Genomic DNA, 13,901 nt, shown 5'->3' with positions numbered 1-13,901 from the left:
CGAACTCCGTCTCATCGCTCATGGGGGCTTGGGGTGGGGAAGTAGGAGTTGAGGAAGCCGTCCAGCAGCTCCTGCTGTGCCTCGATGTCCTCGGGTGTCGAGAAGGCGTCGTTGAGACAGAACGAGTCCTGGTCCCTGCCGTCGAGCAGCCGTTGCAGCCGGTCCGCCAGATCGGGCACGGCGAGCTGCAGGTAGGTGAAGGGCATCGAGCCCGGCTGGGCGCGTCCGGTCAGGGCCGCGTAGTAGAGCGCGAAGGAGGAGGTCGGCGAGAGGTCCGTCATCGCGCGGAAGCGGCTGGCCGAGGTGCGGCCCCAGGCTTCGGGGAAGTCGCGTTCGGCCTCGTGCATCGCCGAACGGCGCAGGGCGTACGGGATGTGCTCCATGGGCTGGGTGATCACCCGGCCGAAGCGCTCCAGCAGCAGGGCGCGGTTGTTCTTGCAGGCCGCGTCGACCGGGGTGTCGGTCTCGACGACCGGGCCCTGCGGGATGCGGTTGCGCGAGGGGAAGTAGCGCGCGGTGCCGCTCGGCGTGAAGAAGGCGTGCGGGGCGACCGGGCGGCCGACGAACATGTCGTCGTTGAAGTACAGGAAGTGCTCGGCGAGCCCTTCGATGTGGTGCAACTGGCTCTCGATCGAGTGCGAGTTGAAGGTCGGCAGGTCCGCGGGGTTGCGGAAGATCTCGCGGTGGGTGGCGATGCGCAGGCCCGGCAGGTCCTCGCGCAGCCAGTCCGGGACCTGGTCGTCGGTGACGATGTAGACGTTGCGGATCCAGGGCGCGAACAGGTGCAGGGAGCGCACCGAGTAGCGCAGCTCGTCGCGGCTGATGAAGCGCGCGTCGCTCGCCGACTCGGCGTGGTAGACCTCGCCCTTCGCCTGCGCCTTGCGCCGCTGCCAGGCAGGGTCGTCGCCGTCGACCCAGGTGTAGACGGCGTCGACGGGGAAGGCGATGTCGTCCGCGCAGTTCACCAGGAACTCGGGGCGGGTGGCGAGCGCGGGCGCGAGGTGCTGCGGGGTCCAGTCCGAGACGAAGCGGCTGAACAGCCGGGCGGCACCGAGCACGTTCACGCCCTCGCTCGTGACCGCCCAGGTGGCCCGGTTGGCCCGGGGGGCGACGAGGTGGGTGCCCTGTCGCTGCCAGAACTCGACGGCACAGCCGTACTCGTGCCCGAGCAGCAGATGGCGTCCGGGGTCGGTGCGGTACCAGCTGACCTGGAGGACGCGTGCGGTGGCGATCTCGCGCCAGGCCTTCGGGTCGCGCGAGGAGACGGGGCGGGCGGGCCGGGGCGCGTCCGGGTCGATCACGCTCAGGTGCCCGGCGTACTGGCCGAGGCCGCGGAACACCGCGCCGAGCACCCGCTCGCGGTCCTCCTCGGCGACGGCGACGACCGTGCCGTGGTCGGAGGTGCCGCGGACGGCGAAGTGCGGGACGCCGGCCGAGTCGAGGAGCGCGACGAGCGCGGAGCGGTTCGCCTCCCGGGCGGCGAGCGGGGTGAGCCCCGGCTCGACGTAGACGTCACCGTGTTCGGGAGTCAGCGTGGTGCGGTCGCGCGGGGCAGAGCTCTGCCCACCGGTTCCGGATCGTGCCTGTGCGGGCATGCCGGAGCCGCCCGCCGCCCGATGGACGGCGGGGTCAGAAACAGTCGTCACACCGCCGCCCTTCACGGGCCGACGCATGCGGAAGCACAGCCACCCCTCCCCTCGTTCCTCACCGGGCCGAAACCGACGGTGAGCACCAGTGGTCGTTCGCCCCCTCGTGCCCCCCGGCTCGAATCAGCGACCACTTACCTGCCGACAACGCTGTCGACGTCATTCACACCAAAGATTTAACCTTCACAGGTCAGCCACATCATCACTAGGCATTTGCGCGACTGTCAACAGCAGTCGCAAATGACAGAAAACACACAGGGCTTCACAGAAAGGCTGAACTTTCGGAGTCCGTCGGGTGAAGACGGATACGCCCCTCCCGATCCGGCTGTCGGTCTATAGTTCGAACACAGCGCGGCGTTCTTCGCCGCACGGGCCCGGCCTCTCCCCCCACTCGTGCCCTTCACCACGTTCGGTCCAAGGCACCGAGCCACGCAGCGAGAGGACGCCGAGCCATGACGCACGCCCTGACGGAGACGGGCCCCCGGAGATCGAGGCGCGCACCGTCCAACCGCCGGGCCAAGCCGCCCCGTCGGCGTCGTCGGGTCTGGCGCTGGATCGCACTGGGTCTCGTCGTCCTGGCGCTGGCCGCGGGCGGCACCGGATACTGGCTCTACAGCAGCCTGAACGGCAACATCAAGGGCGTCGACCTCGACAAGGCGATCGGTGACGACCGGCCCGAGCAGCTGCCCACCTCGGGCCAGAACATCCTGGTGCTGGGCTCCGACTCGCGCGCGGGAGCGAACGCCTCGCTGAACACGGGCAAGGTCTCCGGGGCGCGCTCCGACACCGCTCTGGTGATGCACATACCCGAGGGCCGCAAGAAGGCCGTCGCCGTCAGCATCCCGCGCGACACCCTGGTGACCCGTCCCGAGTGCACCAAGTCGGACGGCTCCACGCTGCCCTCGGCGAAGCGCGTGATGTTCAACTCCGTGTACTCGCTGGCCGGTCCGGCCTGTGTGGTCAAGACCGTGGAGCAGATGTCCGGGGTACGGATGGATCACTTCATGGAGATCGACTTCGCGGGCTTCAAGGGGCTCGTGGACGCCATCGGCGGTGTGACCGTCACCGTGGACCAGGACATCCACGACACGTCCAGCGGCCTGGACCTGACGGCCGGCACCCACAAGCTGGACGGCACCGAGTCCCTTCAGTTCGTCCGCACCCGGCACGGCATCGGCGACGGCAGCGACCTGGGACGTATCGGCCTCCAGCAGAAGTTCATGGTCGCCCTGCTCTCGGAGATCAAGAAGCAGGACCTGCTCGGCAGCCCGACCAGGACGTACAAGATCGCGGACAATCTCACGGAGTCGCTGACCACCGACTCCGGGCTCGCCTCGCTGACCAAGCTGGCCGACTTCGGCCGCAGCATGAACGGCGTCGACCCGGCCACCATGGAGACGATCATGCTGCCGGTGGCGTACGACAAGACCGACCCCAACCGGGTCGTCGCCGCCCAGCCACAGGCGAACCAGCTGTGGAAGGCCCTGCGGGGCGACGAGACGATCCCCGAGTCGGCCAAGAAGTCCCCGGCCACGGGCGGCACCGCCTCCTGAGGGCGGGCGAGAGGGCGCTGTTCGGGCGGCGTCCGCGTCGGGCGCAGGTCGTGCGACGTCCGCATTGGCGGCGTCCGCGTCGGGCGCAGGTCGTGCGACGTCCGCATTGGCGGCGTCCGCGTCGGGCGCAGGTCGTACGAGGGCGGACCCCGGCCGAGCGACGAAGCCCGCGTCCACGGAAGTCACGCCCGGGGTGCCGTCACACGCGGGTCGAAGGCGCCATCGCCAGGCCCGCTTCGTCGTTCTGCCGGGCGATGTACAGCGCGCCGTCCGCGCCGATCAGCCCGAGCACGACGCGGCCGTACCCGTCCAGTGCCAGCGCCGGGGCGCCCACGCACCGTTCACCGGTCGGCGACCACCACAGGCCCGCCTGTTCGTTCTCCGTGCCGCAGGCGGCGAGCATGATCTGCCCGTCGAGGTCGCGATGGGCCAGCACGGTGCAGTCGTATCCGTCCAGCACCGCCCGCAGCACCGCGACGGGGTCGCCGCCCGGCGCACCGCCGAGCGGGACCACCCAGCCGCCGGGACGGTGGGCGACAATCCCGCCGGTCGCCGGATCGGTCCAGTAGTACGTGGCCCGGTCCGGCGCGGTCTCCAGGACCGATGCCGTGCCGGGGGCGAGGACGAGCGGGATGTTGTGGTCCTGGTGGAAGTCGCCGTCGGCCTCGGGCTGCAGCCACCGCATGGCGTCGCTGTCGCCGCCGGCCAGGACCTCGATCCGCCCTGAGGTGTGCGCGACCACGGCGAGTCCGTCCCGCACCCGGCTGCCCTTGAGGTCCGCCCACGCCTCCCACTTTCCGGTGGGTCCCTCGCGGCGCAGCATGAGCCCGCCGCCGGCGTTGCGCACGAAGACGTTCACCCGGCCCGACGCGCTGACCGCGCCGACCGGGACGCCGAAGCGGGCGGCCTTCTCCCGATCCTTGTGCGGGTTCCCGAGGGAGCGCCACTCGGTGACCGGACGGCCGGTCTGGTACTGGATGGCGTGCACGATGTCGACGGTGGGCGGGCCGTCGCCCTTGCGGACTTCGCGCCGGCCGAGGAAGTGGAGGTAGGTGTCCGCGCCCTGGGTCACCGAGAGGTGGGTCAGGTCCCCCACCGGGAAGAACTCGGGTCCCGTCCACCGCGGGCCGCCCGGCCGGGTCTCGGTCCAGCGCAGAAGTCCCGTACGGGTGCGGGCGAAGGCGGTGAACCTGCCGTCCTTGCCGAGGGCGAGCCAGGGACCGCCGACCGCGGCCTGGGGCCGATCGGTTCCCGTGTACTCGACGGCGTCGGACGCCGCCCTCCCCTGGGCGGCGGCGCGCCCGGATCTGGTCCGCATGACGTGACCTGCCCCTTCCCATGACGCTCGGCGCGGCTCCCCTGCCGCCTCCCCGTACCGGTGTGGGGGAGGCCGAGCGCGCCCCATCATAGGATGAACGTTCGACGAAGACGGTGTGGCGGTCCTGCGTGCGACCCTGGCCACATGGACGAACCCCTGCTCGTGATCATCGACGGCGCCAATGTCGTCGGGTCCGTGCCCGACGGCTGGTGGCGGGACCGGAAGGGTGCCGCGGAGCGGCTGCGCGACCGGCTCGCGGCGCACGGAGTCCCCGGCCACGAGGGTCCCCTGGAGATCGTGCTCGTGGTCGAGGGCAAGGCCCGTGGTGTCGAGTCGGTGCCCGGCGTACGCGTCGAGTCGGCGGCCGGGAGCGGCGACGACCACATCACCGATCTGGTCGCCGGCACCCGCGGAAGGGACCGGCTCGTGGTGACGGCCGACCGTGAACTGCGCCGCAGAGTAGGCGAATGGGGAGCCGAGGTGACCGGCCCGCGCGCGGTGCTCGGGGACGGGTGACGTGACGCGGACCGGACCCGTACGGGGCCCGAAGCGGCCATACGGTGGCACGAAGGGACCGTACGGGGGCCCGAAGCGCCCGGCGGCCACCGCCCGGCACGCTCTCGGGAAGGGAGCCGTTCCTCACCCCCGCCCGTCGGCCCTCACATACAGCACGGCCCCGTCCACCACTCCCGCCTCCTCGTACCGCGCCGCGAGGAGCCGGCGCAGTGAGGGGACCTTCTCCGGCGCGTACGGCTTGTCCCGGGAGTCGTCGACGACGAGGACCGGCGGATGCTCGGCCATCTCGTCGCGGAAGACCGGCCAGGCGCCCTCGACCGCGTACTTCTCACCGACCTGCGGGCCGTTGCGGCCACCGCTGTAGTTGGTGAGGAGGCCGGCCGTGAGATAGCGGCTGGCGGGGCTGCGGTCGGCGAGCCAGTACGTCTCCGGGTGTATGCCCCACACCAGGACCCGGTCGCCGGGGTCCGTGCGACGGGCCATGGTGTCCGCGAGACGTTGCGCGTGCGTGAGGTCGGAGCGGGGCGCCAGCAGGCCCCACGCGAGGAACAGCGTGCAACAGCAGACCGACGTCAGGACCGCCTTCACCAGCCGCTCGCGCGGCAGGATCTGCAGTGCGGCGGTCGCCAACAAGGCGACCGGCGGGATGAGTTGCAGGTAGTAGTGCCCGAAGAAATGGAACCCCAGCAACACGGCCGCCGCCGAGGAGCCCAGCCACAGCCACAGGTCCCCCGACCCCGTACGCGCGATGCGCAGCACGCGCACGACCGGCGGCAGCAGGCCCGCGCAGGCCACGGCGAGGATCACGGTGTTGGTCAACCCCCGTGTCAGTACGTGGAGTTCGGAGCCCGTGAAGGAGGCGTACGCGCCCGAGCCCGTCACCGTCCAGAAGACGAAACCCGACGGGTCGGTCAGCAGGGCCGCCGCGAGGACCGGCAGGACGGCGCCCACCGCCAGCCGCAGCGCGCCGGGCTCGCGGGACCGCCACAGCAGCCACGCCACCGGCACCAGCACCGCGCCGCCCGTCTGTTTCGCCAGGAACGCGAAGGCGACGGCGGCTCCCGCCGCTCTCCAACGTCGCCTGTCCGCACACCACATGGCCAGCGCGGTGAACGGCAGCATGAAGACCTCGAAGCTCGCCGCCTGCGCGTCCTCGGGATTGAGCCCGACCGAGACCAGCAGATACAGCACCCCCGCCGTACGGCCCGCACCGTCGCCCCAGCGGCGCCGGGCCAGGGAGGCCAGCAGTGCCGCGGTCAGCAGCTGGGCCACGACCGCGAGGACCCGTACCGAGGTGAGCGACCCCGAGCCGGACACCGCGAAGGCGGCCTCGTACAGCCATGGCACCAGCGGCGGTTTGCGGTCCACGACCGTCCCGTACAGCTCTCCGCCGTTCGCCAACAGCCGCGCCTGGACCGCGAGATAGCCCTCGTCCGGATTCCAGAGCGGGCGCGCGAAGGACGGGACGCGGGTCACGGCGGCCAGGGCCGCGAGCAGCGGGAGCAGGCGGCGCCAGTAGCCGCGCGCCGGGCGGGGGCGCTGTATCGCGGATACGGAGCGTGGCGGGACCGAGTGGCGTCGGGGGCGTGCCCGCACTTCCCCGACACCGCCGAGGGGCTCGACGAGCATATGGTGCACGCTATCCGGCCCCGCAGTCTCCACCGAAGCAGGACATACGGGGCCGGAGCATCAACCGGGGCCGATTACTCGCCGTCGCGGCCCGGCGGAGGTGCGACACCGGCCGCCGCGGCCTCCTCGCGCTTCGCGAGCCGGCTGTGCGTACGCCCGTACAGGAAGTACACGACGAAGCCGATGACCATCCAGATGCCGAACCGGAGCCATGTCTCGGCCGGCAGGTTGACCATCAGCCAGAGCGAGGCGAGAACGGACACGATGGGCAGGATCGGCACCAGCGGGGTGCGGAACGAGCGGGGCAGCTCGGGCCGGGTGCGGCGAAGGATGACCACGCCGATGGCGACGACGACGAACGCGAACAGCGTGCCGATGTTCACCAGTTCCGCGAGCTCGCTCAGGCTGGTGAAGCCGGCCACGATCGCGATGATCACACCGAGCAGGATGGTCGGGCGGTGCGGGGTCCTGAACCGCGGGTGGACGCGCGAGAAGAAGCGGGGCAGCAGTCCGTCGCGGCTCATCGCGAAGAAGACCCGGGTCTGGCCGAGCAACAGGATCATGCAGACCGTCGTCAGGCCGACGGCGGCGCCGAAGCTGATGAAGCCCGCGTACCAGGGATGCCCGGTGGCCTTGAACGCGTCGGCTAGCGGGGCGTCCACGGACAGCTTGGTGTAGTGCTGCATACCGGTCACGACGACCGACACCGCGACGTACAGGGTGGTGCAGATGAGGAGCGAGCCGAGGATGCCGCGTGGCATGTCCCGCTGGGGGTTACGGGTCTCCTCGGCCGCCGTGGCCACGACGTCGAAGCCGATGAAGGCGAAGAAGACGACCGAGGCGGCGGTGAAGATGCCCATCACACCGAAGTTGGAGGGGGCCCAGCCGAACATCAGCTGGATGAGCGGGGACTTCAGATCCCCGCCCGCGGCCACGGGCTGCGCCTTGGGGATGAACGGGTCGTAGTTGTCGCCGTTGATGAAGAAGGCGCCCGCGATGATCACGACGAGGACGACGGTCACCTTGATGGCGACCACGACGGCGGTGACCCGCGCGGAGAGCTTCGTGCCGACAACCAGGATGGCGGTGAGCACCAGGACGAGGGCGGCCGCGAGGATGTCGAAACCGAAGCCGTCGGCCCCCTCCCGCCCGCTGAGCGCGTCCGGCAGATGCCACCCCGCGTTGTCCAGGAGCGAGGCGATGTAGCCGGACCAGCCGACGGCGACCACCGCCGTGCCGAGCGCGAACTCCAGGACCAGGTCCCAGCCGATGATCCAGGCGGGCAGTTCACCGAGTGAGGCGTACGAGAAGGTGTACGCCGAGCCGGCCACCGGGACCGTGGACGCGAACTCGGCGTAGCAGAGCGCGGCGAGCGCGCAGACTACCCCGGCCACCACGAAGGCCAGGGCGACGGCCGGGCCCGCGTTGTTCTTGGCGACCGTGCCGGTGAGAACGAAGATGCCGGTACCGATGATGACGCCGACGCCGAAGACGGTGAGATCCAGAGCGGACAGCGACTTCTTGAGTGCGTGCTCCGGCTCCTCAGTGTCCAAGATCGATTGTTCGACCTTCTTCGTCCTGAAGAGGGTGCTGCTCACGGGCGTACCTCCCACGCTTTGTCGTCCTCGACATGATCGAGGGGGCTGCTGCTCCGTATGCCCCGGCGCGAGCCGCTTCACGCGAATGGGCCGCTTCCACCACCCGTACAGGGTGCTGAAAGCGGCCCGTTGGCCCTGTGGAGGTACGTCAGTCGCGGGCGGGCTCCACCGCGTCCACGGACTGCGCGGTCTCTCCCTCGAACCGGCCGTCGATCTTGGAGACCAGGCCGGTGACCTGGCGGGCGATATCCGGGGCGGTCAGGCCGATCTCCGTGAGGATCTCGCCCCGGGAGGCGTGGTCGAGGAACCGCGGTGGGATGCCGAAGTCGCGCAGCGGGACATCGACGCCCGCGTCACGCAGCGCCTGGGCGATCGTCGAACCGACGCCGCCGACGCGGGAGTTGTCCTCGACCGTGACGACCACCCGGTGCTGCTCGGCGAGCGGGGCCATGGCCTCGTCGACGGGCTTGACCCAGCGCGGGTCGACGACCGTCGTGGAGATGCCCTGCTGATCCAGGAGGCCGGCGATCTCCAGGCACATCGGCGCGAGGGCGCCGACCGAGACGAGCAGCACGTCGGGCGCGTCGGTGCCCGGCGCGCGCAGGACGTCCATGCCGCCGATCCGGCCGACGGCGGGCACGGCCGGGCCGACCGCGCCCTTGGAGAAGCGGACCACGGTGGGCGCGTCGTCGACCTCGACGGCCTCGCGCAGCTGGGCGCGGACCTGGTCGGCGTCGCGCGGCGCGGCCAGCCTGAGGCCCGGCACGACCTGGAGGATCGACATGTCCCACATGCCGTTGTGGGAGGCGCCGTCGGTGCCGGTGACGCCGGCCCGGTCCAGTACGAAGGTGACACCGCACTTGTGCAGGGCCACGTCCATCAGCACCTGGTCGAAGGCGCGGTTGAGGAAGGTCGCGTAGACCGCGAAGACGGGGTGGAGGCCGCCGGTGGCGAGGCCGGCCGCGGAGACGGCGGCGTGCTGCTCGGCGATGCCGACGTCGTACACCCGTTTGGGGAAGGCCTTGGCGAACTTGTCGAGGCCGACCGGCTGGAGCATCGCGGCGGTGATGGCGACGATGTCCGCGCGCTCCCGGCCGAGCTGGAGCATCTCCTCGCCGAAGACCGAGGTCCAGTCGGCGCCGGAGGAGGCGACCGGCAGGCCGGTGTCCGGGTGGATCTTGCCGACGGCGTGGAAGCGGTCGGCCTCGTCCTGGAGGGCGGGCTGGTAGCCGCGGCCCTTCTCGGTGAGGCAGTGCACGATGACCGGGCCGCCGAAGCGCTTGGCGCGGGCCAGCGCCGACTCCAGGGCCTCGATGTCGTGGCCGTCGATCGGGCCGACGTACTTCAGGCCCAGGTCCTCGAACATGCCCTGGGGGGCGATGAAGTCCTTCAGGCCCTTCTTGGCGCCGTGCAGGGTCTCGTAGAGGGGCTTGCCGACGACCGGGGTGCGCTCCAGGAGGTCCTTGCCGCGGGCCAGGAAGCGCTCGTAGCCGTCGGTGGTGCGCAGGGTCGCCAGGTGGTTCGCGAGGCCGCCGATGGTGGGGGCGTACGAACGCTCGTTGTCGTTGACGACGATCACCAGGGGGCGGTCCTTGGCGGCCGCGATGTTGTTGAGCGCCTCCCAGGCCATACCGCCGGTGAGGGCGCCGTCTCCGATGACCGCGACCACGTGGTCGTCGCGCTCGAGGACCTCGTTGGCCTTCGCGAGGCCGTCGGCCCAGCCGAGGACCGTGGAGGCGTGCGAGTTTTCGATCACGTCGTGCTCGGACTCGGCCTGCGCGGGGTAGCCCGAGAGGCCGCCCTTCATCTTCAGCTGCGAGAAGTCCTGGCGGCCGGTGAGCAGCTTGTGGACGTAGGACTGGTGGCCCGTGTCCCACAGCACCCTGTCCTTCGGCGACTCGAAGACGCGGTGCAGGGCGATGGTCAGCTCGACGACACCGAGGTTGGGGCCGAGGTGGCCGCCGGTCTTGGAGACCGCTTCGACGAGGAAGCTCCGGATCTCCTCGGCCAGCTGGTTCAGCTCTTCCAGGCTGAGCCGGTCCAGATCGCGCGGTCCCCTGATGCGGGTCAGCAGCGGCACCCGTGCCTCCTTGCAGTAGAGCTGTTCGAGCTGTGACGGGTCTGTCGAGTCTAATGTTCCGCCTTTCATGACGGCGCCCGGCCTCTGCGTTGTACGTCACGCGATTGGCCGTAAAACACCGTACGCGTGTTCCCTCACGCGCACGAAAGTGCCCGGCACCTCATGGATGCCGGGCACTTTCGTGTGCAGGGGTGGGAGCCGTCAGGCGCGGCCCGCCGACTTCTGCGTCTTGCGGGTGACCGCGTCGATCACGACGGTCGCCAGCAGCACGCCACCGGTGATCATGTACTGGACCGGCGAGGCGATGCCCTCGAGGGCCAGGCCGTACTGGATCGAGACGATGACGAGCACGCCGAGCAGCGCGTTCCAGGTGCGGCCGCGGCCACCGAAGAGGCTGGTACCGCCGATGACGGCCGCCGCGATGGCGTTCATCAGGAGGTCACCGCCACCCGCGCCCTGGTTGGCCGCGGTGATCTTGGAGGCGAGGAACAGACCGCCGATGGCGGCGAAGGTGCCCGAGATCGCGTAGACCGAGATCCGCATCCCCGTGACGTTGATACCGGCACGGCGGGACGCCTCGATGCTGCCACCGAGCGCGAAGATCTTGCGGCCGTACGCGGTACGGCGCAGCACGAAGTCCGTGATCACCAGGACCGCCAGGAACAGCACGACGGCCAGGGGCAGGCCCTTGTTCTGGTTGAACACGGCCGCGACCGCGAAGGCAACCACCGCGAGGAGCACCGTACGGACGATGATCTCGCTCACCGGACGCGACGGCACACCGGCTGCCTCGCGGCGGCGGTTGTCGAAGAACGAGGTGAGGAAGAAGACCACGACGGCGACCACGGCCAGGCCGTAGGCGGCCGCCACATCGCTGAAGTAGTAGCCGCTGAGCTTGGCGACCAGGCCCGAGTCGTCCAGGTTGATCGTGCCGTTGCTGCCGAGGATCTGCAGCATGAAGCCGTTCCAGAACAGCAGACCGGCCAGCGTGACGGCGAAGGCGGGGACACCGACCCGGGCGAAGAAGAAGCCGTGGATGGTGCCCGCGGCCGCGCCCGTGAGGATGGCGAGAATCAGCGCCAGCCACTCGGCCATGCCGTGGGTGATGTTGAGGACGGCGAAGGTGGCGCCCGCGACACCGCTGACCGAGCCGACCGAGAGGTCGATCTCGCCGAGCAGCAGCACGAAGACGATACCGACGGCGATCATGCCGGTGCCGACCATGGCGACGGCGATGTCGGAGAGGTTGCCCGCCGTGAGGAAGTTCTCGTTCAGGCCGGCGAAGATCGCCCAGATGACGATCAGACCGATGACGACCGGAATGGATCCGAGGTCACCGGCGCGGATCTTGCGCTTGAACTCGGAGAGGTATCCGGCGAAGCCCTGCTCGCGTACGAGCAGCCGGGGGTCGATGGCGACGTCCGCGCCCGCGGCTGCCTCCGGGTTCTCGACGGCTTGCTTGTCCGCGGTGGCGGAGGTCTTGTCGATGCTCACTTCTGAGCCTCCCCGTTGCGGGCCGCACGACGGGTCACGGCGTTGTCCGTGGCACCCGTGATGGCGGAGATGATCTCTTCCTGCGAGGTCGACTTGACCTCGAAGACGCCGTTGTTGCGCCCGAGGCGCAGGACGGCGACCTTGTCGGCCACGGCCTTCACGTCAGCCATGTTGTGGCTGATGAGGATGACGGCGTGGCCGCGCTCGCGCAGCCGCTCCACGAGGTCGAGGACCTGGGCGGTCTGCTCGACACCGAGAGCCGCGGTGGGCTCGTCGAGGATGACCAGCTTGGGCTCGCCGAGCATGGAGCGGGCGATGGCCACGGTCTGGCGCTGACCGCCGGAGAGCGAGGCGATCGGGATGCGAACGCTGGGGATACGGATCGACAGCGTCTGGAGCAGCTCACGGGAGCGGCGTTCCATTTCGACCTCGTCCAGGATGCCGCGCTTGACCAGCTCGCGTCCCAGGTAGAGGTTGCCGACCACATCGATGTTGTCGCACAGCGCGAGGTCCTGGTAGACGGTCGCGATGCCCAGGTTCTGGGCGTCGTGCGGCTTGTTGATCTGGACGGACTTGCCGTCCCACTCGATGACGCCCTCATCGATGGGATGCACGCCGGCGATCGTCTTGACCAGCGTGGATTTTCCGGCTCCGTTGTCGCCCACCAGGGCGACCACTTCACCGGCGTGGACCTCAAGCTCTACGTCGGTGAGCGCCTGGACGGCACCGAACCGCTTCGAGATCCCGCGCAACGCCAGCACCGGCGTAGCGGACACGTGAACCATCTCCTTCGCCGCCTGACCCGGCGGGAGGTTGTGCAGAAGTTTGGGAAGGGTGTTCCGTCCGGCGCCCCGCCCTAGCTTTGCGGGGCTGATGGATGCGGGGCGCCGGAGGGGTTTGGAGTGCGCAAGCCCCGTACGGGAATTCAATAGCGAATTCCCGTACGCGGTAAGGGACTTGCAGCTACTTACTTGAGACCGATCTTGTCGCACGCCGCCTTGTACTTCGCGGTGCAGATGTCGTCGATCGTGTAGATGCCGTCCTTGATGACGGTGTCCTTGATGTTGTCCTGGGTCAGCGAGACGACCGGGACGATGACCGAGGGGACGGCCTTGGTGGTGGGGCTGTCGACCTTGTCCTTGGCGATGTCGTCCAGCTTGCTGCCCTGGGCGAGCGCGACGGCCATCTTGGCGGCGACCGCGGCCTCTTCCGGGTAGGACTTGTACACGCTCATGTACTGGTCACCCGTGACGATGCGCTGCACACCGGCGAGCTCGGCGTCCTGGCCGGTGACCGGGACCTTGATGCCCGCGGCCTTGAGCGCGGTGATGATACCGCCGGCCATGCCGTCGTTGGCGGAGTAGACGCCGACGATGTTGTTCTTGCCGAGGGCGGAGATGGCGCCTTCCATGTTGGCGTTGGCGTTCTCCGGCTTCCACTCCTTGGTGTCGTACGACTTCGCGATGTCGACCTTGCCCTTGAGCTCGGCAAGCGCGCCCTTCTTGAAGAAGGCGGCGTTCGGGTCGGTGATCGCGCCGTTCATCATGACGATCTTGGCGGAGGGCTTGGCCTTGTCGCCGAGCGCCTTCAGGAGGGCCTTGCCCTGGACGTGACCGACCTCTTCGTTGTCGAAGGAGGTGTAGGCGTCGATCGGGCCCTCGGCCAGGCGGTCGTAGGCGACGACCGGGATGCCGGCCTCCTTGGCCTTCTTGACCGAGGTGGCGATCGCCTTGGAGTCCACCGCGTCCACGATCAGCACGTCGACCTTGTTGGTCACCATCGTGTCGACCTGCTGGTTCTGCGTGCTGGCGTCCTGCTTGGCGTTGGCGTAGACGACCTCGCCCTTGCCGTTGGTCAGGTCCTTGACCTGCTTCTCGATGATCGGCTTGTCGAACTTCTCGTAACGCGCGGTCTGGTTCTCCGGAAGGAGCAGACCGACCTTGATCGCGTCACCCTTCTTCGAGCTCGAGCTGTCACTGCCACCGCCGGAATCCTTGGCACTGCCACAGGCGGCCAGCGAAACGGCCATCGCACCTGCGGCAACGGCAACGGCGGCACGACGCATAC

10 protein-coding genes are annotated in these 13,901 nt (G+C 69.6%); 2 read left to right on the top strand and 8 right to left on the bottom strand.

The window, feature by feature from the left end; translation table 11 throughout:
• Positions 1 to 11: 11 nt before the first annotated feature.
• Complete coding sequence (locus tag ACFWM2_RS27950; protein WP_383285597.1) at positions 12 to 1,646, bottom strand: stealth family protein; 1,635 nt, start codon at positions 1,644 to 1,646, stop codon at positions 12 to 14.
• 452 nt (positions 1,647 to 2,098) lie between these two features.
• Between ACFWM2_RS27950 and ACFWM2_RS27945 the strand changes: the two genes are divergently transcribed.
• Positions 2,099 to 3,199, top strand: a complete 1,101-nt coding sequence (locus tag ACFWM2_RS27945) for an LCP family protein (protein WP_383285594.1) — start codon at positions 2,099 to 2,101, stop codon at positions 3,197 to 3,199.
• Between the two features lie 199 nt (positions 3,200 to 3,398).
• On the opposite strand, the gene ACFWM2_RS27940 is transcribed toward ACFWM2_RS27945, so the two are convergent.
• Complete coding sequence (locus ACFWM2_RS27940) at positions 3,399 to 4,517, bottom strand: hypothetical protein (RefSeq protein ID WP_383285591.1); 1,119 nt, start codon at positions 4,515 to 4,517, stop codon at positions 3,399 to 3,401.
• A gap of 144 nt (positions 4,518 to 4,661) precedes the next feature.
• Between ACFWM2_RS27940 and ACFWM2_RS27935 the strand changes: the two genes are divergently transcribed.
• Positions 4,662 to 5,033, top strand: coding sequence for an NTP pyrophosphohydrolase (locus tag ACFWM2_RS27935; protein ID WP_383285588.1), 372 nt, complete (start codon positions 4,662 to 4,664; stop codon positions 5,031 to 5,033).
• Between the two features lie 123 nt (positions 5,034 to 5,156).
• Here ACFWM2_RS27935 and ACFWM2_RS27930 read toward each other — a convergent pair whose 3' ends face one another.
• The 6 genes from ACFWM2_RS27930 to ACFWM2_RS27905 all read right to left on the bottom strand — a co-directional run bounded on the left by ACFWM2_RS27930 (position 5,157) and on the right by ACFWM2_RS27905 (position 13,899).
• Positions 5,157 to 6,662 (bottom strand): ArnT family glycosyltransferase, encoded by a 1,506-nt coding sequence (locus ACFWM2_RS27930; protein ID WP_383285585.1) that lies wholly within the window; start codon positions 6,660 to 6,662, stop codon positions 5,157 to 5,159.
• A 74-nt stretch (positions 6,663 to 6,736) separates the two neighbouring features.
• Complete coding sequence (locus tag ACFWM2_RS27925) at positions 6,737 to 8,260, bottom strand: amino acid permease (RefSeq protein WP_383285582.1); 1,524 nt, start codon at positions 8,258 to 8,260, stop codon at positions 6,737 to 6,739.
• A gap of 148 nt (positions 8,261 to 8,408) precedes the next feature.
• Positions 8,409 to 10,340 (bottom strand): 1-deoxy-D-xylulose-5-phosphate synthase, encoded by a 1,932-nt coding sequence (gene dxs / locus ACFWM2_RS27920; RefSeq protein ID WP_383285579.1) that lies wholly within the window; start codon positions 10,338 to 10,340, stop codon positions 8,409 to 8,411.
• A 201-nt stretch (positions 10,341 to 10,541) separates the two neighbouring features.
• Positions 10,542 to 11,834 (bottom strand): sugar ABC transporter permease, encoded by a 1,293-nt coding sequence (locus ACFWM2_RS27915; RefSeq protein ID WP_383285576.1) that lies wholly within the window; start codon positions 11,832 to 11,834, stop codon positions 10,542 to 10,544.
• Entirely contained in the window at positions 11,831 to 12,619 is a 789-nt protein-coding gene (locus ACFWM2_RS27910; protein WP_383285573.1) for an ATP-binding cassette domain-containing protein, read from the bottom strand. Before ACFWM2_RS27910 ends, ACFWM2_RS27915 begins: the two co-directional genes overlap by 4 nt.
• 182 nt (positions 12,620 to 12,801) lie before the next feature.
• Positions 12,802 to 13,899, bottom strand: a complete 1,098-nt coding sequence (locus ACFWM2_RS27905) for a substrate-binding domain-containing protein (RefSeq protein ID WP_383285984.1) — start codon at positions 13,897 to 13,899, stop codon at positions 12,802 to 12,804.
• Between the last annotated feature and the right edge of the window lie 2 nt (positions 13,900 to 13,901).

It is taken from the genome of Streptomyces sp. NPDC058371 (assembly GCF_042723265.1).
Taxonomy (GTDB): domain Bacteria; phylum Actinomycetota; class Actinomycetes; order Streptomycetales; family Streptomycetaceae; genus Streptomyces.
Note: the sequence above shows the minus strand (reverse complement) of the source record. Positions and strands in the feature narration are given on the sequence as shown.